This window comes from Mesorhizobium sp. WSM4884 (assembly GCF_029625675.1).
Lineage (GTDB): Bacteria > Pseudomonadota > Alphaproteobacteria > Rhizobiales > Rhizobiaceae > Mesorhizobium.
Window position 1 is genome coordinate 126,129 of record NZ_JARTVO010000015.1, and the last position, 22,248, is coordinate 148,376.

Annotated in this window: 18 protein-coding genes; 5 read left to right on the forward strand and 13 right to left on the reverse strand. The window is 63.6% G+C overall.

The window, feature by feature from the left end:
- Window position 1 precedes the first annotated feature (1 nt).
- Window positions 2-3,088, reverse strand: coding sequence for a formate dehydrogenase-N subunit alpha (gene fdnG / locus P9236_RS22290; protein WP_278076711.1), 3,087 nt, complete (start codon window positions 3,086-3,088; stop codon window positions 2-4).
- Window positions 3,089-3,299: 211 nt separating this feature from the next.
- Here fdnG and selD point away from each other — a divergent pair, with 211 nt between their 5' ends.
- Window positions 3,300-4,349: a selenide, water dikinase SelD gene (gene selD / locus P9236_RS22295; RefSeq protein ID WP_278076733.1), complete on the forward strand. Its 1,050-nt coding sequence runs from the start codon at window positions 3,300-3,302 to the stop codon at window positions 4,347-4,349.
- Between the two features lie 203 nt (window positions 4,350-4,552).
- Here the strand turns inward: selD and guaA are convergent, their stop codons facing one another.
- Window positions 4,553-6,115 (reverse strand): glutamine-hydrolyzing GMP synthase, encoded by a 1,563-nt coding sequence (gene guaA, locus P9236_RS22300; RefSeq protein ID WP_278076712.1) that lies wholly within the window; start codon window positions 6,113-6,115, stop codon window positions 4,553-4,555.
- A gap of 56 nt (window positions 6,116-6,171) precedes the next feature.
- Window positions 6,172-6,642, reverse strand: a complete 471-nt coding sequence (locus P9236_RS22305) for a MarR family winged helix-turn-helix transcriptional regulator (protein ID WP_278076713.1) — start codon at window positions 6,640-6,642, stop codon at window positions 6,172-6,174.
- A gap of 85 nt (window positions 6,643-6,727) precedes the next feature.
- Here P9236_RS22305 and P9236_RS22310 point away from each other — a divergent pair, with 85 nt between their 5' ends.
- Window positions 6,728-7,045 carry a hypothetical protein gene (locus P9236_RS22310; RefSeq protein WP_278076714.1) on the forward strand — a complete coding sequence of 106 codons (318 nt, stop codon included), beginning with the start codon at window positions 6,728-6,730 and terminating at the stop codon, window positions 7,043-7,045.
- A gap of 12 nt (window positions 7,046-7,057) precedes the next feature.
- Here the strand turns inward: P9236_RS22310 and P9236_RS22315 are convergent, their stop codons facing one another.
- From P9236_RS22315 to P9236_RS22325, 3 genes are all read right to left on the reverse strand, one after another.
- Entirely contained in the window at window positions 7,058-7,696 is a 639-nt protein-coding gene (locus P9236_RS22315; protein ID WP_278076715.1) for a 5'-methylthioadenosine/S-adenosylhomocysteine nucleosidase, read from the reverse strand.
- 141 nt (window positions 7,697-7,837) lie between these two features.
- Window positions 7,838-8,296, reverse strand: a complete 459-nt coding sequence (locus P9236_RS22320; RefSeq protein ID WP_040973884.1) for a PaaI family thioesterase — start codon at window positions 8,294-8,296, stop codon at window positions 7,838-7,840.
- A gap of 97 nt (window positions 8,297-8,393) precedes the next feature.
- Window positions 8,394-9,683, reverse strand: a complete 1,290-nt coding sequence (locus tag P9236_RS22325; protein WP_278076716.1) for an RsmB/NOP family class I SAM-dependent RNA methyltransferase — start codon at window positions 9,681-9,683, stop codon at window positions 8,394-8,396.
- A gap of 332 nt (window positions 9,684-10,015) precedes the next feature.
- On the opposite strand from P9236_RS22325, the gene P9236_RS22330 reads away from it, so the two are divergent.
- Window positions 10,016-10,693, forward strand: a complete 678-nt coding sequence (locus P9236_RS22330) for an MIP family channel protein (RefSeq protein ID WP_278076717.1) — start codon at window positions 10,016-10,018, stop codon at window positions 10,691-10,693.
- 120 nt (window positions 10,694-10,813) lie between these two features.
- Here the strand turns inward: P9236_RS22330 and katG are convergent, their stop codons facing one another.
- Window positions 10,814-13,027 (reverse strand): catalase/peroxidase HPI, encoded by a 2,214-nt coding sequence (gene katG, locus P9236_RS22335; RefSeq protein ID WP_278076718.1) that lies wholly within the window; start codon window positions 13,025-13,027, stop codon window positions 10,814-10,816.
- Between the two features lie 152 nt (window positions 13,028-13,179).
- Here katG and P9236_RS22340 point away from each other — a divergent pair, with 152 nt between their 5' ends.
- A complete protein-coding gene (locus P9236_RS22340; RefSeq protein ID WP_278076719.1) occupies window positions 13,180-14,088 on the forward strand; it encodes a hydrogen peroxide-inducible genes activator in 909 nt (302 codons plus the stop codon).
- Between the two features lie 48 nt (window positions 14,089-14,136).
- Here P9236_RS22340 and P9236_RS22345 read toward each other — a convergent pair whose 3' ends face one another.
- The 6 genes from P9236_RS22345 to hisS form a co-directional block, all read right to left on the reverse strand.
- Complete coding sequence (locus tag P9236_RS22345) at window positions 14,137-15,240, reverse strand: calcium:proton antiporter (protein ID WP_278076720.1); 1,104 nt, start codon at window positions 15,238-15,240, stop codon at window positions 14,137-14,139.
- Window positions 15,241-15,335: 95 nt separating this feature from the next.
- Window positions 15,336-15,929 carry a poly-gamma-glutamate hydrolase family protein gene (locus P9236_RS22350; protein ID WP_278076721.1) on the reverse strand — a complete coding sequence of 198 codons (594 nt, stop codon included), beginning with the start codon at window positions 15,927-15,929 and terminating at the stop codon, window positions 15,336-15,338.
- A gap of 30 nt (window positions 15,930-15,959) precedes the next feature.
- Window positions 15,960-17,720, reverse strand: coding sequence for an AMP-binding protein (locus P9236_RS22355; RefSeq protein ID WP_278076722.1), 1,761 nt, complete (start codon window positions 17,718-17,720; stop codon window positions 15,960-15,962).
- Window positions 17,721-18,045: 325 nt separating this feature from the next.
- Window positions 18,046-18,744 carry an ATP phosphoribosyltransferase gene (hisG, locus tag P9236_RS22360; RefSeq protein WP_278076723.1) on the reverse strand — a complete coding sequence of 233 codons (699 nt, stop codon included), beginning with the start codon at window positions 18,742-18,744 and terminating at the stop codon, window positions 18,046-18,048.
- A complete protein-coding gene (locus P9236_RS22365; RefSeq protein ID WP_278076724.1) occupies window positions 18,741-19,862 on the reverse strand; it encodes an ATP phosphoribosyltransferase regulatory subunit in 1,122 nt (373 codons plus the stop codon). The genes hisG and P9236_RS22365 overlap by 4 nt, the downstream gene beginning before the upstream one ends.
- A 174-nt stretch (window positions 19,863-20,036) precedes the next feature.
- A complete protein-coding gene (hisS, locus tag P9236_RS22370; protein WP_278076725.1) occupies window positions 20,037-21,602 on the reverse strand; it encodes a histidine--tRNA ligase in 1,566 nt (521 codons plus the stop codon).
- Window positions 21,603-21,910: 308 nt separating this feature from the next.
- Here hisS and P9236_RS22375 point away from each other — a divergent pair, with 308 nt between their 5' ends.
- Window positions 21,911-22,150, forward strand: coding sequence for a hypothetical protein (locus tag P9236_RS22375; protein WP_278076726.1), 240 nt, complete (start codon window positions 21,911-21,913; stop codon window positions 22,148-22,150).
- Window positions 22,151-22,248 lie beyond the last annotated feature (98 nt).

Below are 22,248 nucleotides of genomic sequence, written 5' to 3' on the forward strand. Positions count from 1 at the left end.
CCTATGCCGCCGGGCCCGGTGCGGGCTCGATGTTGACCAGGAACGCCTTGTACTCCGGGGTCTCGATATTGGCGTCGCCGACAAAGGGAGTGAGCATATTCGGGCCGAAGCCTTTCTTTGCCGCTCCGGTGAAGCCCCAGTGCAGAGGTATGCCGACGATATGAATGGTTTTGCCGTCGCAGGTGAGCGGCCTGATCCGCTTGGTCACCATGGCTTTCGCCACCACCGAGCCGCGCTTCGACCAGACACGCACCCAGCCGCCCTTGGCGATGCCCTTCTCGGCCGCAAGCTGTTCGGAAATCTCCACGAAGAATTCCGGCTGGATCACCGCATTGACGATGACGTGCTTGGTCCAGAAGTGGAAATGCTCGGTCAGCCGGTAGGAGGTCGCCGCATAGGGGAACTCGGGCGAGGCTGCTTCGGCGAACTGGGTCATGTCGCCTTGGAATACCCGCGCCGCGGGATTGCCGCGGATTTTGGGCGCCACCGGATTGACGATCGGCGACTCGAACGGCTCGTAGTGCGCCGGGAACGGTCCGTCGCGCATCATGGTTCGGGTAAAGAGGCGCGAGACGCCTTCCGGATTCATGATGAACGGGCCGACCTGATCGGGCTTGGCGGTAGGCAGAATGTCGGGCACGTCGTAGCCCGACCACTTCTGGCCATCCCATTCGATTACCTTGCGGCTTGGGTCCCAGGGTTTTCCGGTGAGGTCAGCCGACGCCCTATTGTAGAGGATACGGCGGTTGGCGGGCCATGAGAACGCCCATTTCGAATAGAAGCCGGCGTCGTCCGGATCGCTCGTATCCCGCCGGGCCATGTTGTTGCCGTTCTCGTTGAAGCAGCCGGAATAGATCCAGCAGCCGCAGGCGGTCGAGCCGTCGTCGCGCAGCGCGGCAAAGGCCGGCAGCAGCTTGCCGGCCTCGGCCAGCACCTTCGTCGGATCGGCCGGGTCGGTCACCTTGGCAAGCGCCCTGCCGTTGATCTCCTGCGCAAGTTCTTCGGCCTTCGGGTCGCCGGGATCGGCGTAAGGCCAGTTGAGCTTGACGATCGGATCGGGGAAGGCACCGCCTTCCTTGGTGTAGAGATCCTTCAGGCGCAGGTGGAGTTGCGCCATGATCCAGGTATCGCGCTTGGCTTCGCCGGGGGGCGTGCCGCCGGCCCAATGCCACTGCAGCCAGCGTCCCGAATTGACCAGAGAGCCGTCATCCTCCGCGAAGCAGGTCGAGGGCAGCTGGTAGACTTCCGTCTGAATCTTCGACGGATCGACATCATTGTACGGCCCGTGGTTCTCCCAAAACCGGCCCGTCTCCGTGTCCAATGGATCCATGATGACGAGGAATTTGAGCTTCGAGAGGGACTCTATCACCTTCTTCTTGTTCGGAGCCGCCTGCAGCGGGTTGAAGCCCTGGCAGAAATAGCCGTTCATCTTGCCCTGGTGCATCAGCTCGAAAGTACGCAGCAGGTCGTAGCCCGGCACATCGAGCTTCGGCAGATAGTCATAGGCGAAGTCGTTCTGCGGCGTTGCCGCATCACCCCACATCGACTTCTGGAAGCTGACGAAGAACTTCTTGTAGTTCTGCCAGTAGCTCATCTGGTTCGGCCGCAGCGGCTTGAAGCCGCGCGTCGACATGTAGGTCGCGAGGTCCGGCTCCTTCTGCGTCGGCACCGTGAGATAACCCGGCAGCAGGTTCGACATCAGCCCGAGATCGGTCAGCCCCTGGATGTTCGAATGGCCGCGCAACGCATTCATGCCGCCGCCGCGAATGCCGATATTGCCGAGCACGAGCTGCAGCATGGCCATGGCGCGAATGTTCTGCGAACCCTTAGAGTGCTGCGTCCAGCCGAGCGCATACATCGACGTCATTGCCTTGTTCGGCGCGGACGTTTCGGCAACCATCTTGGCTACCTGAAGGAATTTCTCCTTCGGGGTGCCGCAGATGCGTTCGACCATCTCCGGCGTATAGATCGCGACGTGGTTCTTGAGCAGGTTCCAGACGCAACGGGGATTGGCCAGGGTTTCGTCGACGACGGCGAAGCCGTCGGGTCCGATATCGTAATCCCAACCGGACTTGTCATAGTCGCGCTTCGCCTCGTCATAGCCGGAGAACAAGCCGTCCTTGTAAGAGAAGCCCTGCTTGACGACATAGGGCGCGTTGGTGAACGCCTTTACATAGTCCCAATGCACCTTGTCATTCTGGATACAGTAGTTGATGAGCCCGAGCAGGAAGGCGATGTCCGTCCCCTGGCGGATCGGCGCATAGACGTCTGACACCGAGGCCGAGCGCGTGAAGCGCGGATCGATGACGATGAGCTTGGCCCCGCGGTTGGCCTTGGCTTCCGTAACCCATTTGAAGCCGCACGGATGGGCTTCGGCGGCATTGCCGCCCATGATCACAACAAGATCCGTGTTCCTGATGTCGGTCCAGGAATTGGTCATTGCGCCGCGGCCGAATGTTGGGGCGAGACTCGCCACCGTCGGGCCGTGTCAGACACGTGCCTGATTGTCGAACGCCAGTATGCCTGTGCTGCGGACTACCTTGTAGGTCACGAACGCGGTTTCATTTGTCGAAGCCGAGGCGGCGAGGAAGCCTGTGGTGAGCCACCGGTTGACCGTCACGCCGTCATTGTTCTTCGCGACGAAGTTCTTGTCGCGATCGTCCTTCATCAGGCGGGCGATGCGGTCGAGCGCGTCCTCCCAGCCTATCGGCTCGAACTTGTCGGACCCGGGCTTGCGGACCATCGGATGCTGCAGCCGCGTCGGAGACTTCACGAAACCGAGCAGAGCCGATCCCTTGGGGCACAACGTGCCGCGATTGGTCGGATGGTCGGTATCGCCCTCGATATGGGTGATCTCGGCCTTTTCGCCCTTCCTGAGGTCGCCTTTCGAATACAGGATGATGCCGCAGGCCACCGAGCAGTAGGGGCAGGTGTTGCGAGTCTCGACCGTGGTGGCGAGCTTGAAGGGCCGTATCGCCGCCGCATGCGCGGCCTCGATGTCGGCGAAGCCGAAAGCTCCCAACGTCGTGCCGGCGAGACCCGCGCCTGCGGTAAGCAGGAACGCGCGCCGTGAGAGTTCAACGTTCATCTGGATTTCCTCCCGAATTCCACGCCCATAGGGCATCCAGAACCAAGGGATACGCACGCCATTTTGAGCCGAATTGGCGTAATGTCAAAGATTTAGAGCGCAGATTAGTGTCGGCAAATGGTTCGCGCAGGAAAATGAGATTGACGCTCTTCGGAACGTGATCCTAGAGTAGGGCGTGGCGTTGAAAACGGCTCCCGCGTTGCGGGGCGATATCACCGAAGCACCTCCGCGCCTGACCAGCCTTGCCCATGGCGGCGGCTGCGGCTGCAAGCTGGCGCCCTCCGTCCTTCAGCAGCTTCTTGCCGAGCAGGCTGAACCCAGCCCCTTCAATCAGCTCCTTGTTGGGACCGAAACTGGAGACGATGCTGCCGTTTGGCAGATCGACGATGCGACCTGCGTGATTGCGACCACCGATTTTTTCATGCCGATGGTGGACGATCCTTATGATTTCGGACGGATCGCCGCGGCCAATGCACTTTCCGACGTCTATGCAATGGGCGGCCGGCCGATCATGGCCTTGGCCATCGTCGGAATGCCGATCGAGAAATTGCCGACGCATACGGTGCGGCAAATCCTCAAAGGCGGCCGCGACATCTGCGCCGCAGCCGGGATACCGGTCGCGGGTGGCCATTCGATCGATTCACCGGAGCCTATCTACGGGCTTGCCGTGACCGGCATCTGCCGGCCGGCGGACATCCGGCGCAATTCGGGAGCCAGGCCGGGAGATGCACTGATCCTGACCAAGGGGCTCGGCGTCGGGATCTATTCAGCTGCCATCAAAAAACAGGCGTTGTCGCCCAGCGGCTATAAAGAGATGATTGCGTCGTCGACCCTTCTCAACCGGATCGGAGGAGAACTCGCCGAGGACGCAAGCGTGCATGCGATCACCGATGTGACCGGCTTTGGCCTGCTCGGACACGCCCTCGAGATGGCGCGAGGCTCAGCCTGTGAGCTCGTGATCCGCAACCACGAGATTCCGGTCTTTGCGCAGGCCTCGTCACTTGCAAAACAAGGCTTCGTCACCGGCGCGTCGCGGCGTAACTGGGCAAGTTACGGCGATGCGGTGCGGCTGCCCGCAGGCATGCCGGAGTGGCGGCGAGATCTGCTTGCCGACCCGCAGACATCAGGTGGGCTGCTGATTGCCTGCGATCCCGGCAGCGCCAGCCCCCTGGTCGAGAGAGCCGTCGCAAGCGGCTATCCATCGGCTAGAATGATCGGATGTGTCAAACGCGGCCGAGCCGCAATTACGATCGAGGACTAACCCAATTCTAACGTTCCCCGGAATTGGCCCGGCATCAAAGGGTCCTGCGGAATCCGCAGCTCAACCTTACCGACACGGTGACAAGGGTAAGGGGGATGCGTTTTTCCGTGTTGGATAGTGCGACGGCGGCTCGGCAAGCGGTACCGCAAAGCTGAACAATGCGAGTCTTGACGCAAATTCGGCGACGTTCGGATCGGCCTGAATCATTCCCACTCGATCGTCCCAGGCGGCTTCGACGTCACGTCATAGACCACGCGGTTGATGCCCTTCACCTCGTTGATGATGCGGGTGGCGGCGGCGCCCAGGAAGTTCATGTCGTAATGGTAGAAGTCGGCGGTCATGCCGTCGACCGAGGTGACGGCGCGCAGCGCGCAGACGAACTCATAGGTGCGGCCATCGCCCATGACGCCGACGGTCTGCACCGGCAGCAGCACGGCGAAAGCCTGCCAGATGGCGTCGTAGAGGCCGGCCTTGCGGATCTCGTCGAGATAGATGGCGTCGGCCTCGCGCAGGATCTCCAGCTTCTCACGCGTGATGCCGCCCGGGCAGCGTATGGCAAGGCCGGGGCCAGGGAACGGATGGCGGCCGATAAAGCTTTCGGGGAGACCGAGCTCCTTGCCGAGCGCCCTCACCTCGTCCTTGAACAATTCACGCAGCGGCTCGACCAGCTTCATGTTCATGCGCTCGGGCAGGCCGCCGACATTGTGGTGCGACTTGATCGTCACCGACGGGCCGCCGGAGAAGGAGACGCTTTCGATGACGTCGGGATAGAGCGTGCCCTGCGCCAGGAAATCGGCGCCGCCGAGCTTTTTCGCTTCTTCCTCGAATACCTCGATGAACAGCCGGCCGATGGTCTTGCGCTTCTTTTCCGGATCGGCCTCGCCTTCCAGCGCCGTGATGAAGCGGTCTGAGGCGTCGACCAGGATCAGCGGCAGGTTGTAGTGCTGGCGGAACATCTCCACCACGCCCTTGGCCTCGTCCTTGCGCATCAGGCCGTGGTCGACGAGGATGCAGGTCAACTGGTCGCCGACCGCTTCGTGGATGAGAAGCGCCGCGACGGAGGAGTCGACGCCGCCCGAGAGCGCGCAGATGACCTTGCCCTTGCCGACCTGCTTGCGGATCGTTTCGACAGCGTGCTCGCGATAGGCGCGCATCGTCCAGTCGCCCTCGATGCCGGCGATGTTGTGGACGAAGTTTCTCAAGAGCCTCGCGCCGTCCGGCGTGTGCACCACTTCCGGGTGGAACATGATGCCGTACATCTTGCGCTCGATATCGCCGAAGATGGCGAAGGGCGAGCTTTCCGACTTGCCGAGCACCTTGAAGCCCGGCGGCAATTCGATGACGCGGTCGCCATGGCTCATCCACACCTGGTGGCGCTGGCCGGGCGCCCACAGGCCCTCGAACAGCGGGCTCTCCTTCTCGATCTCGACGAAGGCGCGGCCGAACTCGCGATGGTTGGAGCTTTCGGCGACGCCGCCCATCTGCACGCAGAGCGCCATCTGGCCGTAGCAGATGCCGAGCACCGGCACGCCGGCGTCGAAGACGATCTGCGGCGCGCGCGGGCTGCCGATGTCGGTGGTCGAGGCCGGGCCGCCCGACAGGATCACCGCTTTCGGCTTGATGCGCTTGAAGGCAGCTTCCGCCGATTGGAACGGCACGATCTCGGAAAAGACGCCGGCCTCGCGGATGCGGCGGGCGATGAGCTGCGTGAACTGGCTGCCGAAATCGACAATCAGTACGGTGTCGGTATGATTGGCTGTCGTCATGGCGAGCCTTTAGAGAAAGAACCGATTCGGCGCAATGGGTTGCGCGGTCGCACCGCTCACTCCGGTTCCGATGCGTCGGCCGGTCCGGCGTCGAGCGAGCGCAAGGCGTCCATCAGCGCCGCGAAACGCTGCTCGCCGATACGATCGATGTAGCCGCGCTCGATCTCGACCTTGATGCGGTCGCCGTCGCGCAAGGCATCCAAGCCCTTGCGCGTATAGCGTACAAGCTTGCCGCGCCCATCCCGTGGGTCGGGAAACCGCTCCAGCACGCCTTCCGCCTCCAGCCCATCGAGCAATTGCTGAACCGCCTGCTTGGAGGTGGCCGAGCGCTCGATCAATGCCGACTGGCGCGTGCCGTTACGAGGGATGTGCCCGAGCAGCCCGGCACGCGCTTCGCTGAACCAGGCGTGGCCGGCGGCCCGCATGGCCGCAGCAAATTCCGCCTGCCATGCACGGCTCGCCCGCCATAGCCGCCATCCGACATGATCGGGCAACGCCTCGATTTTTTTGTCAAGGTTCTTGACCATTCGATTCAAGCTCCATATAGTCAAGATACTTGACGATATTCATGCCGTCGAGACTCTTCGAAACGCGGACCCGCGGACAGGGACAATGACAATACTGAACAGGGACACGCTGGCCATTATCATGGTCGGAACCACGCATGTCATCGACATGGGCGGCAAGAACGCCTTCATCCATTATGAAACCGATGATCGGGCACATATGCTCTTGCCGGATGGCACACGCTTCCATGGACTTTGGACGCTGCTGGACGACGGCTACAGGGTCGAATGGAAAGACGGACCCGCCGGCGCGTGGAAGCTCGATCATACGCCGGGAGCGATCGACTATATCGATGCGACCGGCGCCGCCCGCGGACGCATTGCACGCATCGATTTCGGCGATCCGCAGCGTCTGGCTGCTTGATCTTAACAGCTCTCAGCCATCCAGCAGACCACCGCCGATCGCCTGCTCGAGCAGACCTATCGCCGCCGCCAGCTTTTCGTCGATGACGTGCAGATACTCCGTCCAGTCGCCGACATGCCTGAGATCGGCGGCGCCGTCGGAAATGCCGCGCAGGCCGATCAGCGGCACGCCGAACAGCTGACAGGCGCGCAGGCAGGCGAAGGTCTCCATGTCGACCATGTCGGCGTCGATCGCGTCATAGGCGGCGCCGGTGACGATCGCACCGCCGGTGGAGAGCGCTGCGCTCCTGATGCCCGGGATGACAAAGGGCAGCGGCACCGTCACCGGCAGGTCGAGGAACGGCGTGGCGCCCTTCTCGAAGCCGAGCGGGGAAGCGTCGATGTCGCGGTAGCTCACCGACACAGCCTGGTAGATTTCGGTCTGCTCCAGCGTCCGGCTTCCCGCGGAACCGAGCGAGACGACGAGATCCGGGAGCGCGTCCTGCGCCTTGAGCGCCGCAAGCTCCGCGCCCAGCCGCACGGCGGCCTCGACCGGACCGACGCCCGTCATCAGCGGCGTGAAAAGCCCCTTGAGATGCGGCCCGTATTCGGCCTCCGCGGCCATGACGAAGAGAACGGACTTGCCCGAAAGACGTGACGCTTTGTCGGTCATGACGTTCTACCTCTTGTCTGTTGCCCAGCGAAGAGAAAGGGCAACGTGCCCTCGCCCTCTCCCAGCCCTTCGCTATGGCTCCGGGCATTCGTCGCACGAAAAGCCCATCTGCGGCTTTTCGTGCGCTACACGGACCGCTCCTCACCCCTCAATACCGTCGCGGCCGACAACCGTCATCATCGTGCCGGTCATGGTGGCGATCAGCTTGGCCTCGCCGTCGGCCGCGAAGGCGTAGGCCTGGCCGTCGGCAACAATGATGGTGCGGCCGGGCTTTGTCACCGAGCCGCGGAACAGGAAGCGCTCGCCCCTGCCCGGCGCGAGCAGATTAACCTTGAATTCGATGGTCAGCACGCTGGAATTCTGCGGCATCAACGAGAACGCGGCGTAGCCGCAGGCCGAGTCCAGTGCGGTCGAGATGACGCCGGCATGCAGGAAGCCGTGCTGCTGGGTGAGCGATGGCGCGTAAGGCATCTCGATCTCGATGATGCCGGGCGTGACCAGCGTCAGTTCCGCGCCAATGGTGGCCATCGCCTTTTGGCGGGCAAAGGAAGTCCTGACGCGATCCTCATAGTCGGGAGCGGGTACGATCTTGGCTGCCATGGCCCTTCGCCTTCACGTTTGCTGGCGAAGCTTATTGCAGAGGCAGCCAAGACAGGCAATCTCTTATGTTGCAGCGCAGCAAAACGCCGCCTGCCCCTCAGGCTGCCCTGCGCAGGGCATGGAAATAGAAGCCGTCGGTGCCGCTGAGCGCCGGCGACAGCGAGATGCCGCCGGTGCCGGCGATGCGCGCAGCGTCTTCATGGCCGGGGAAACGGGTATCCCAAAGCTCTCGATGGTCGACCGGCGCAAAGTCGCCGTGGCGTTCGCGGAAGGCCGCGACCTGCTCGCCGTTTTCGGCATCGAACACCGAGCAGGTGATGTAGACGAGCAGTCCGCCGGGTTTCACGAAGGCCTGCGCCGTGTCGAGGATCGCCTGCTGCTCGCCCTTGCGGGCGTCGAGCTGCCTTTCGGTCAACCGCCACTTGGCGTCGGGCCGGCGGCGCCAGGTGCCGCTGCCGGTGCAGGGCGCGTCGATGAGCACGATGTCCATATGCGCGGTAAGCGACGTGAGCTCGGCGGGCTTGCTGACGATCTGGATATTGCGGCTGTGCGCGCGACGGATGCGTTCGAAGATCGGCGCCAGCCGCACCTTCTCCGCGTCGTGGGCGAAAAGCTGGCCTGTATTGCCCATCTCGGCCGACAGTGCCAGCGTCTTGCCGCCGGCGCCTGCGCAATAGTCGAGCACCTGCATGCCGGGCGCGGCACCCGCAAGTGCGGCAGCAAGCTGCGAACCCTCGTCCTGCACTTCGAACCAGCCTTTCTGGAAGGCTGGCTCGGCCTGGACGTTCGGATGCCTGCCGTCGCCGTCGATCGGCGGGATGCGGATGCCGAGCGGCGCGATCGCTGCAGGTGCTGCACCCGTGCCCTGGAGTTCGGCCAGCACCTTGCCGCGGTCGGACAGCAAAGCATTGACCCTGATATCCAGCGGCGGACGCGTCGCAAGAGCGGCCCCCTCCTCGACCCAATCTTCGCCATAGGCCTGCTCGAGCAGCGGCGCGCACCAGTCCGGAACATCGGCCCGCACGGCGTCGGGCGCATCGGCGAGCCTGCGCTCGGCCGCGGCTTTCAGTTCGGCGGCGCTGAGCAGCGGCGGCGCGAACTTGTCGCCGTCGAGCGCCTCGTTCAGCGACCGCGCGGTCTGGCCCCATTCCAAGAGCAGCGCGCCGAAGCCGGTGGCGCGGGGCGTGTCCTCGCCGAAGAGCCAGCCGGCCGAGCGTCTGCGGCGCAGCGCGTCGTAGACGATGTTGCCGATCGCCGCCCGGTCGCCGCCGCCGGCAAAGCGATGCGACAGGCCCCAGTCGCGCAGAGCGTCGGCCACCGGCCGGTGGCGCCTGCCGATGTCTTCCAGCACTTCGATGGCCGCCGCCAGCCTTCCGCCCAGTCTCATTCCTGCTTCCGTCCATCGTTGTTTTCAGCCCTGCTCTTAGAGCCTTTCCTGGTCCGATTGAAACAGTTCTGTTGCGGCTAGGCCAAAACGACCTGTCCAATGCCGTGCTGCCTGCAACAGACGGAATGCTTTTTCGTGGCAGTCGGCCGTCGGCGGAAACAAGAACAAATCGATAGGAACATGAAATTTCTCTAATGTTTTGACTGGCGGGTACAAGCAAGGCTGCTGGCTTAACCACTCAGCTTTCCAAGTTTTGCCGGCAGGAATACTCTTTCGCCTGTGATTCGCGGCGCGGGAAACGCGCTTTGACGGATCCTCACGAGGAGAGGGCAATGAAGACTTATCTGGCAGAAGTTCTAGGCACGTTTTTGTTGGTGTTCATCGGCACGGCCTCCGTGGTCACGGGCGGTTTCGGCGGCGCGCTGCCGCTCGGTCAGGAAGGCATCGGCCTGGCGTTCGGCATCGGCCTGATCGCTGCGGCCTATGCTATCGGCCCGATCTCGGGCGCGCATCTCAATCCGGCGGTGACGCTCGGCGTGTTCCTTGCAGGACGGATGCCGGCCAAGGATGTCGTCCCCTACTGGATCGCGCAGATCATCGGCGCCATCATCGCTTCGCTGGCGCTGTGGATCATCGTCACCGGCCAGGCCGGCGGCCACACCGGCGGCTTCGGCGCCAATGGCTGGGACGAGGCGAAATGGGGGATGAGCTCGGCCTTCCTGTGGGAGCTGATCGGCACCTTCACCTTCGTCACCGTCATCCTCGGCGTCACCAACGCCAAGCACACCACTGCCTTCGCCGGCCTGGTCATCGGCCTGACGCTGGCAGGAATTCACTTCGCCATGATCCCGGTGACGGGCACCTCGGTCAACCCGGCGCGCTCGATCGGCCCGGCGCTGTTTTCGGGCGGTGCGGCGCTCAGCCAGCTCTGGCTGTTCATCGTCGCGCCGCTGATCGGCGGCGCCATTGCCGGCGTCGTCGCCAAGGCGGAAATCTTCGAAAAAGATTGATATCTCGGTTTCTTGAAGCAATCCGGACGGAAACCGCCGTACATTTTCCGGAAATTGCTTCGGCTCAACGAAAAGGCGCGGGCATGGACCCGCGCCTTTTTATCTGGGAGGACAGGCCCGCTACTTCGCGGCGATCTCGAAACGGTCGAGGTTCATCACCTTCGTCCAGGCCTTGACGAAGTCCTTGACGAACTTCGCCTTCGCATCGGCCGAGCCGTAAACCTCGGCCAGCGCGCGCAGCTGCGAGTGCGAGCCGAAGATCAGATCGGCGCGCGTGCCGGTCCATTTGACCTGCTTGGTCTTGCGGTCGCGCGCCTCGTAGACCTCCTCCGCGCCGGGCTCGGTGCCCGCGGCCGGATCCCAGACCGTCGCCATCGAGAGCAGATTGACGAAGAAGTCGTTGGTCAGCGTTCCGGGCTTGTCGGTGAACACGCCATGCTTGGAGCCGCCGGCGTTGGCGCCAAGCACACGCAGGCCGCCAACCAGCACCGTCATTTCCGGCGCCGTCAGCGTTAGAAGCTGCGCGCGGTCGACGAGCATGGCTTCGACCGGCATCGGCAGCTTGCCGCGGACATAGTTGCGGAAGCCGTCGGCCCTCGGTTCAAGCGCAGCGAAGGACTCGACATCCGTCTTCTCCTGCGAGGCATCCATCCGGCCCGGCGTGAACGGCACCTGCACCTCATTGCCGCCGTCCTTCGCGGCCTTCTCGACCGCGGCGACGCCGCCAAGCACGATGAGATCGGCAAGCGAAACCTTCTTGTCGCCAGCCTGGGCGGCGTTGAACTCGGTCTGAATGGCCTCGAGCTTCGCCAGCACCTTCGACAGTTGAGCCGGCTGGTTGACGTCCCAGTCCTTCTGGGGCTCAAGGCGGATGCGGCCGCCATTGGCGCCGCCGCGCTTGTCCGAGCCGCGGAAGGTCGAGGCGGAAGCCCAGGCGGTCGAGACCAGCTCGGGGACCGAGAGGCCGGAGGCCAGGATCTTCGTCTTCAGCGCGGCGATGTCCGCTTCGCTCACCAGCTCATGATCGATCGCCGGGATCGGATCCTGCCAGATCAGCTCTTCCTTCGGCACGAGCGGGCCGAGATAGCGAACCACCGGCCCCATGTCGCGATGGGTGAGCTTGAACCAGGCGCGGGCGAAGGCGTCGGCAAACTGGTCTGGGTTCTGGTGGAAGCGCCGCGCAATCCTCTCATAGGCCGGATCGAAGCGCAGCGAGAGATCGGTGGTGAGCATGGCCGGCGCATGGCGCTTCGACGCATTGTGCGCGTCCGGCACCGTGCCGGCGCCGGCGCCACCTTTCGGCGTCCACTGATTGGCGCCGGCCGGGCTCTTCGTCAGCTCCCATTCGTAGTTGAACAGGTTGTCGAAGAAATTGTTGCTCCATTTGGTCGGCGTCGTGGTCCAGGTGACCTCCAGGCCCGAGGTGATGGCATCGCCGGCAATGCCGCTGGCATATTTGCTCGACCAGCCGAGGCCCTGCGCCTCGATGCCGGCGCCTTCCGGCTCCGCTCCCACAAGTGCTGCATCACCGGCGCCATGGGTCTTGCCGAAAGTGTGACCGCCCGCGATCAGCGCCACGGTCTCCTCGTCGTTCATCGCCATGCGGCGGAAGGTCTCGCGGATGTCGCGCGCCGCGGCAACCGGATCCGGCTTGCCGTTCGGCCCTTCCGGATTGACGTAGATCAGGCCCATCTGCACCGCGCCGAGATGGCCCTGCAGCTCGCGGTCACCGGAATAGCGCTGATCGTCCAGCCACTTGGTCTCGGAGCCCCAGTCGACGTCCTGCTCCGGCTCCCAGACGTCGGCGCGGCCGCCGGCGAAACCGAAGGTCTTGAAGCCCATCGATTCCAACGCGACGTTGCCGGCGAGGATCATCAGGTCTGCCCAGGAGATCTTGCGGCCGTATTTCTGCTTGACCGGCCAGAGCAGCCGGCGGGCCTTGTCGAGATTGGCATTGTCCGGCCAGCTGTTGAGCGGCGCGAACCGCTGCTGACCCGCGCCGGCGCCGCCGCGGCCATCGCCGATGCGATAGGTGCCGGCGCTGTGCCAAGCCATGCGGATGAACAGCGGTCCGTAGTGACCGAAGTCGGCCGGCCACCAGTCCTGCGAATCCGTCATGACATGGGTGAGGTCCTTGATCACCGCATCGAGATCGAGACTCGCAAATTCCTTGGCATAGTCGAAATCCTCGCCCATGGGGTCCGAGAGGTTCGACTGCTGATGAAGAACGGCAAGGTCGAGCTGGTTCGGCCACCAATCGCGATTGGTCCTGCCGGCGGATCCATGCGCCACAGGGCATTTGCCAGCGCTGTTGTCGTCGGTTTTCGCGTCCATCTTACTCTCCGAGGTTGAATTTTTGCCGAGATTGATACTGCGCGGATTTCTGGGCCAGCCAGCGGCAGCGCCAATCTGGAATGATTCCAGACTAGGTCGGCTTGGCGATAAAGACAAATTGCCTTTGCTATTTTTTCCGATAGGATTTTCTTATGATTGGTCTCACCGTCCGACAGATGCTCTATTTCGACGCGCTGGCGCAAACACTGCACTTCGGCCGCGCCGCGAAGCTCGCCGGCGTCAGTCAGCCGGCGCTCTCCGCCCAGATTTCGGAAATGGAGCAACGGCTGAACTGCCTCCTGTTCGAGCGCGGCGGCAGGACGGTGCGGATGACCGACGAAGCGATTGCCCTGCAGCCGCGCATCGAGCGCATACTCGCCGACATACGTGACGTCGAGACGACTGCCAGGCGCGGCCGCCCCGCGATGGAAGGCCGCTTCCGGCTGGGCATCATCCCGACGGTTGCGCCCTATCTCTTGCCGCGGGTGCTGCCGGAATTGAAGAGGCACTTCCCCGCCCTGCAGCTCGAGCTACGCGAGGCGGTGACCGCATCGCTGGTCGAGGACAACGTTTCGGGCAAGCTAGACGCTTTCATCGCCGCGCTGCCGCTCGACTATCCCGGGCTCGCCACCGAGGAGCTTTTCCCCGACCGCTTCTTCCTCGCCGTGCCGGCGGATGACCCCGCCTTCGCCTCGCCGCCGGTGCCGCCGGAAAGCCCGGCGCTGGAGCGGCTGATGCTCTTGGAGGAAGGCCACTGCCTGCGCGAGCAGGCTTTGGCCGTCTGCGGCAACGTGCGGCCGGTGGCGATGGCAAGCTATGGCGCCACAAGCCTGACGACACTCCTGCAGATGGTGGCGCACGGGCTGGGCGTGACGCTGGTGCCGGAAATGGCCGCAAGTGCCGCCGGCGTCATGCCGGACTTGAGGATCGTGCCGTTCCAGGAACCGATGCCGCAGCGCATGATCTGCCTCGCATGGCGGAAGAACAAGGTGCGCCAGAACGAATGCCTGGAGCTGGCGAAGATCATACGGGGATTGGATGCATCGGTGCTGGCGAGTTGACGCCGACGTCGCCAACTTGTCCTATTCCCGCATCCGATCGGCGAGCTCTCACGGCACAAAGATCAAAAATACATATGTAAAAAACACCACAATATGAACCATGCCCGTCAGGAACGTGGTTTTCTCGGTGCTGAAGCTCACGCTGCATATGAAAAGCGCCAGGGCCAAGAGAACTGCATCAGCCGACGGAAGCCCCAAGGTCAGGCCTCTGCCCGTCAGCAGGCTGGCGGCCGCGACCGCCGGTATCGTCAGACCGATCGTGGCGCAAGCCGAACCCATCGCGACGTTCAAGCCGCGCTGCAGCTCGTTGTTGAGCGAGGCGCGAACCGCGGAAATAGCCTCCGGCATCAGAACCAGTCCAGCGATCATCGCTCCCACGATACTGTCGGCCTGGCTCACCTGGTAGGCAACGAGCGTGTCCTCGACGCTTGCGGCGACCTGCTCGGCGAGCATGACGATTCCGACCAGCCCGCTCAGCAGCAGCAGAACGCCGACAAAAACGCTTTCGTGCGGGGCAGTTCGCGTCGAAACCTCGTGCGCCTGTTCCTGGACGAAGTCGTCCCGGTGCCGGACGGTCTGGGCGAACACGAAACTTGCATAGAGCAGCACCGAAAGGACGCTTACAAAACCAAGCTGAGCTGTCGAAAACGTGCCGGGATCCGTCGTTTGAGTGTAGGTCGGCAGGACAAGCGTCATGACGGTCAGGGCAACCAGAACCGCCAGATACGCGCTGGTTCCCTGGCGAACGATTGCCTGCTTGCGATGACGCCAGCCGCCAAGCGTGAGGCACGTGCCGACAACGCCGGTGGAGGTGATCATCACCGTCGAGAAAACGGACTCACGTGCCAGTATCGGGTTGTTCGCTCCATGCAGCATCATGGAAACGATGATCGACACTTCGATCGCCGTCACGGCAAAGGTCAGCACCAATGTTCCGTACGGCTCCCCCACGCGCCGGGCCACCGCCTCGGCGTGGTCGAGCACCACGAAAATGGTGATGAACATGATCGCGCTCGAAAGCGCCCCAACGAGAATCCTGACGTTCAGCGAACCTTCGTCCACCGAAAAACCGCTGGCTCTGACCACGACAGCCATCACCAGGGCGACCAATGGCATCGCGTAGGAAGTCGCCGACCGTGCGGAACCAGTCATTCAAGCCCCCCAAACGCCGTGTGTTTCCGCGAACTTAGCGGAAAAGCACGTCGGGAGCACCTCTCACGGGCATCTTTGCCTGCCAAGCGCACCATTCAAAACACGATCGAGGATTGGGCACCATTTTCGGCATCGAATGTCACAATGGCCTTGCGAACCGCCCCACAGAATCTTTCCAGAAGTTCCGGCTCGCTCCCCAGTCGACGGCGCAACGACAAGGGCACTTCCAGCTGTGCTCCCTTCCCCCTCAATCCTCGGTTGACGATGTTCGAATCCTGGATACCTGGAAAGGGATGATTGTCCTTTTTCGCCTGGAAGTCGGCCTCCTGTAGACGCCAGGCTATCACCGAAACCAACGCGACGTCCTTGCCGCCCAAGTAGACTGTCGAGGGATCGTGCCGATCCTGACGACCGTGGATAGCGACGACAGTGGACTTCGTCCGCAACAGTTCCAGCGCGGACTCCTCGTCAAAGTTCCTGGACGTTATGTGCAGCTCTCGGTTGCTCTCCGGCATGAGCCCTTCAAAGCAATACATATCGAGATCGCGCCCTGCTATCGTCTCGGTGATCAGGGAGGTGCGGGGCTCGATCTTGCCGCCGTGCGGGGCCATGACGATCGCACTACCGGTTCGGCCTCCGCGCCGGACGACTATGCGATAATCTATGTTTTCGATTTTGGCGGCTTTCAACGCCGCGAAACGTTGTCCATAGATGCCGTTTCACGCCGTCTTCTGCGCCACCAGCCCCAGTTCCTCGACCATCGCCTGGCGCATCAAAAACTTCTGCGGCTTGCCGGTCACCGTCATCGGCAGCTCGGTGCGGAAGCGGATGTAGCGCGGCACCTTGTAGTGGGCGATCTGGCCGGCGCAGAAGGCCTTGATCTCCTGCTCGGTAGCTATCTGACCGGGCTTCAGCACGATCCAGGCGCAGAGTTCCTCGCCATACTTGTCGTCAGGGATGCCGAAGACCTGCACTTCCTTGATCTTGGGATGGCGATAGAGGAACTCCTCGACCTCGCGCGGATAGACGTTCTCGCCGCCGCGGATGACCATGTCCTTCACCCGGCCGACAATGTTGCAGTAGCCCTCGGCGTCGATTGTCGCGAGGTCGCCGGTGTGCATCCAGCCGTCGGCGTCGACCGCTTCGCGCGTCTTCTCGGCGTCGTCCCAATAGCCCTTCATCACAGAATAGCCGCGCGTGCAGAGTTCGCCAGGCGCGCCGGCCACGACGGTCGCGCCGTCGGCGCCGATCGCCTTGACCTCGACATGCGGATGGATGCGGCCGACGGTGGAGACGCGCTTGTCCAGCGGGTCGTCGACGCTGCTCTGGAAGGAGACCGGGCTGGTCTCGGTCATGCCATAGGCGATGGTCACTTGGCTCATATGCATCAGCGACACGACCTTCTTCATCACCTCGATCGGGCACGGCGAGCCGGCCATGATGCCGGTGCGCAGGCAGGAGAGGTCGAAGGTCGGGAAATCGGCGTGATCGAGCATGGCGACGAACATGGTCGGCACGCCATAGACGCCTGTGCAGCGCTCCTGCGCGATCGCCCTGAGTGTCGCGCCGGCGTCAAAACCTTCGCCTGGGAAGACCATGGTCGCGCCCTTGGTGACGCAACCCATCGTGCCCATCGACATGCCGAAGCAGTGATAGAGCGGCACCGGGATGCACAGCCGGTCGTCGACGGTGAGCCTGATGGCCGAAGTGACGAAATTGCCGTTGTTGACGATGTTCAAGTGGGTGAGCGTCGCGCCCTTCGGCGCGCCCGTCGTGCCTGACGTGAACTGGATGTTGATGGCGTCGCCAGGCTTCAGGCTTTCGGAAATGCGATCGAGGCTGTCATGTTCGTCGCGTCCGGCCATGGCGAGCACATCGCCGAAATTGAACATGCCGGGCGAATTGTCGTCGCCCATACGGATGACGATCTTCAGCGCCGGCAGATTCCTTGCCTTGAGCTTGCCCGGGTCGGCGGTGGCGATCTCCGGCGCCAGCGTCTCGATCATGCCGAGATAGTCGGAGGTCTTGAAGCTGACGGCGGTGACCAGCGCCTTGCATGCGACCTTGTTGAGGGCATATTCGAGCTCGGTCAGCCGGTAGGCCGGATTGATATTGACCAGGATCAGGCCGATGCGCGCGGTGGCGAACTGGGTCACTAGCCATTCCCAGCGGTTGGGCGACCAGATGCCGACGCGATCGCCCTTCTCCAACCCGAGCGCCAGGAAGCCAGCGGCTAAAGCGTCGACCGTGTCCGACAGCTCGCTCCAGGTGAAGCGCTTGTCCTGGCCGACGAAGACGGCGGCGTCGAGCGTGGCGTATCTGCTCACCGTATCGGAAAACAGTTCCGGAATGGTCTTGTCGAGCAAGGGCACCGAGCGATCGCCCGAAACATGCGCCCTGCCGTCCACCGGAGCGATGAAAGTGCCTCCGCGCCCCCGCAGATTGGTGGCGCTCTTGAGCTCGTCGAGATTGATCGCCATCGCCGTCTCCTCCCGGGATGAGTGAGCCTATCAGCCGATGGCGGCGGTGGAAATCCGCCAAAGGTAGGCAGAGCAGCCGCCTGCGGTTCTAATGCCCGCTTTGGCGATTTGCTTCGATACGTTTGGCGCTGCCCTTCGTTGTCCTACCGCACATTTCTCCCCCGTATTGTGACGTATAGTGACGGGGAGAAAGGGCGCGTCACCGATGATTTCGCCAACTGTCGATGTTGCGGGAAGAATGCCGAGGCTGCGGCCAGCTTCTTTCTCCCTTTTACGAGGAGAAATGTCCGGCAGGACAATGAGGGGCGGCGCCGACCTCGGCTATTTATTTCTTCACTGACGCCATCTTCACCGCAATATCGCGCAAGACGGCTTCGTCCGCCACATCTCGTCTCTTCCTGGATGCGACCAGACAGGCCTGCGACTTCAGGATCAAGCCGTCGCCCAGAACCTTGAGGTGGTTGGCGCGCAAGGTCGAGCCGGTGGTAGTGATGTCGACGATGACATCGGCCAGACCCGCCGCCGGCGCGCCTTCGGTGGCGCCGAGGCTTTCGACGATGCGGTAGACCTGGATACCGTGCTTCAGCGAAAAGAACTGCTGCGTCAGCCGCCAGTATTTGGTGGCGATCCTGAGGCGTCGGCCATGGCGCTGGCGGAAATCGGCGGCGACGTCGTCGAGGTCGGTCATGGTCTCGACGTCGAGCCAGATGTCCGGCACCGCCACAACGACATCGGCATGGCCGAAGCCGAGGCGGGCGACGATCTCGGTGCGCGTTTCCCAATCGGCGAGGTTCTCGCGCAAAAGGTCCTCGCCGGTGATGCCGAGATCGACCCCGCCCTGGCCGATCTCGCCGGCGATCTCGGACGCGGAGAGGAAGGCCACCTCGACATTGTCGAGCCCGTCGATGCGGGCGCGGTATTTGCGGTCGTCCTCAGGCAGAGTAACCGCCAGTCCGGCCTTGGCCAGCACGTCCAGCGACTGCTCCTTGAGACGGCCTTTCGACGGAATCGCCAGCGTGATCATTTGGCGTTCTCCCGCAAGGCCTCGATGCGGTCGAGCCAGACCGAGAAGCCGACGCCGGGGATCGGCTTCTTCGCGCCGAGCAGCGTCAGCAGCCTGTCATAGCGGCCGCCGCCGACCAGCGGGCGATCGGCATCAGCTGCGGCGATCTCGAAAACAAGCCCGGTGTAGTAATCGAGCGGGCGGCCGAAGGCGGCGTCGTAGCGGATTGCCGCCATCGGCAGGCCATGCGCTTCGATCGCCTTGGCGCGCGCGGCGAAATTCTCCAGCGCGGCGCCCAGCGACAGGCCGGCATCGGCGGCGAATTTTTCCAGTGCCTCCGTGGCGCCGCCCAGCGCGACGTCGATATCGAGAAAGCCCTTCAGGGCCGAGAAAGCCTCGTCGGACAATCGCACGCTGCGCAGTTGCGCCTTCTCGATCAGCCGCCGCGCGATATCGGCCGGCGCGCGGCCGGACGAAGCGGACAGGCCAGCCTCCTCCATGCCGGCGGCGATATGCGCGGCAAGGCCTTCGGCGTCACCGTCGAGCACCAGCAAGGCGACCGGACCGGAGAGCTGACTGTTGCGCTGCGGGTTGGCGAGATCGGCAAGGGCCGCTTCCAGCATCGGCACCGAACCGAAGGCGCGCGCGAGCCGCATGCGCCAGCCGCGCGGCAGGCCGAGCGCGGCCAGAACCGCCTCGAACAGCGTCTGGTCGCCGAGCGTGACGGCAAGCGGCTGGTCGGGCAGCACCAGCGACAGCAGCGCGTGCGCGTCGGCCAGCGAGCGGGCGTCGGCAGCCGCCGTGTCGCGGTCGCCGAGATCCTCGATGCCGGCCTGGAAGAACTCGTTGCCGCCCTCGCGGCGCTGGCGGAACACCTCGCCGAGATAGGAATAGCGGCGCGGCGTGCCGGCCTGACTGGCGATGTGATCGAGGCAAACGGGGATGGTGAATTCGGGCCTGAGACAGAGCGTCTTGCCGGTCTCGCTCTCGGTGAGGAAGATGCGGCGGCGCAGGTCCTCGCCCGCCATGTCGAGAAACGGATCGGCCGGCTGCAGCACGGCGACTTCGACGGCGCGCGTGTCGCGCTCGGCGAAGAGTTTTGCAATGTCGGCGGCGATGGCGGGGTAGCGGGAGGTCATAAATCGCCATCTCCCCTTCTCCCCTTGTGGGAGAAGGTGGATTGGCGCGCAGCGCCGAGACGGATGAGGGGTGCTGGAAGGAATAAGACGCCGGCTTTCCCTGGAACACCCCTCATCCGACCGAGCTTCGCTCGGCCACCTTCTCCCACAAGGGGAGAAGGAGAGGCTGGCGCTCTACTTCCCACGTGCCCGCTCCTCGGCCTGCGCCGCAAGTATCTTCCTCACCTCGCCAACCAGTTCGCTCTCCGCCACAGTCACCTGCGCCGGCCTGGCTGCCCGCCATTCGGCGTTGTCGGTGATCTCTGCCGACAGGCGCGCGCCTTCGATGAGGTCCTTGAGCTGCACCTCGCCCTTGGCGCGTTCGTCGCCGCCCTGGATGATGGCGATCGGGCTGCCGCGGCGGTCGGCATATTTCAGCTGCGCCTTCATGCCGGCGCCGCCGAGATACATTTCGGAGCGGATGCCGGCGGCGCGCAGGTCGGCGACCATCTTCTGGTAACGGCCGAGGCTTTCAATGTCCTTGTCCATGACCAGCACGACAACCGGGGCGACGACATCGGAGATGTCGAGCTTGCCGAGGTTCTTCAGCGCCGTCATCAGCCGGGAGACGCCGATCGAGAAGCCGGTCGCCGGCACCGGCTCGCCGCGGAAGCGCGAGACCAGCCCGTCATAACGGCCGCCGCCGCCGACCGAACCGAAACGCACGATCTGGCCTTCGTCGTTGGGGATTTCCGCCAGAAGCTCAGCTTCGAAGACGGGGCCGGTGTAGTATTCGAGGCCGCGCACGACGGAGGTGTCGACAAGCACGCGCCCGCCGTAGCCGGCGGCGTCCACCATAGCCGCGATCGCAGCCAGTTCCTCGACGCCCTCGCGGCCGGTGTCGGCGAAATAGTCCAGCGTCTTCAGCCAGCGGATCTGGGCCGCATTCGGCGAGATGTCGGTCGCGACTTCGAGCTTGCGCCATTCGCCGGCCGCGGCGCCCGGTTCGTAGCTCATGAAATAGAGCACGGTCTCGATGGCCTTGCGCTCAAGGCCGGCGCCCTTGGTGAAGTCGCCGCTTTCGTCCTTGCGGCCGGCGCCCAGCAAGAGCGCGATGCCCTCCGGGCCGATCTTGTCCAGCTTGTCGATGGCGCGCAGCACCGTCAGCCGGCGACCCGCATTCTGGTCGCCGCCCAGGCCGATCGCCTCAAGCACACCATCTAGCACCTTACGGTTGTTGACGCGGATGATGTAGTCGCCGCGCTTGATGCCCAATGCCTCCATGACGTCGGCCATCATCATCGCCATCTCGGCGTCGGCCGCGACACCCGCAACGCCGTTCGGCGTGCCGATGGTGTCGGCATCGAACTGCATGAACTGGCGGAAGCGGCCGGGGCCGGGCTTTTCGTTGCGAAACACCCAGCCGGAGCGGTAGCTGCGATAAGGCTTCGGCAGGCGGTCGTAATTCTCGGCGACGAAGCGCGCCGTCGGCGCGGTGAGATCATAGCGCAGCGACAGCCACTGGTCGTCGTCGTCCTGGAACGAGAACACGCCTTCGTTCGGCCGGTCCTGGTCGGGCAGGAATTTTCCGAGCGCGTCGGTGTATTCGATCATCGGCTGGTCGACCGGCTCGAAACCGTAAAGCTCATAGACGGACCGGATAGTCGCCATCATCTTCTCGACGGCGCGGATGTCTTCAGCGCCGCGGTCGGCAAAACCGCGCGGCAGCCGCGCTTTCGTCTTTTCCGGTTTGTCGGCCATAGGTTGGTCTTTTCGGTCAGTGGTGACTTTTTTGGAGCGGGCGTGTCCTAGACGATACAGCCTTGGGCGGCAAGGGTGACGCCTTTTTCCCTTCTCCCCCTGTGGGATGAGGGGTATTCCAGCGGAGTGAGACGTTGCGTTCCCTGGAACACCCCTCATCCGGCCGCTTCGCGGCCACCTTCTCCCGAAGGGGAGAAGGAAGAACTGAAACAAAATCACACCAAAAACGAAACAATTCCGCCATCGGCGCGGCATGCTGCCGACACAATCGAAGACGATAAAGCGGGCCGAAACAAGGGGGTCGGGCAATGACTACGGCTGAAGACATCATCGAGAGCGGCGGGCCAATTGCCAGGCTGCGGCCGGCCGGCAATTCGAGGCTGAAGCCGGCGCAGCAGCCGGCCGGGCCGTTCGAGGTTGTGGCGGAAGTGCACAAGCCGACGGTGCGCGACGCGCTGGTGACCGGGCTGCTGGTGATCTACCCGGCCTTCGCGGCCGTGGCGGCCATCCTTGCCGGCCTGTTCTTGGCGGGCGCGAGTGGCGTCTGAGCTTTCCTCTCCTCCCCCACAGGGCAGGGGAATCGCACATGAGTAGAAAAGGACTCTTGTGCGGTATGTGGAAATCGATTCTGAGAGACCTCTGGATG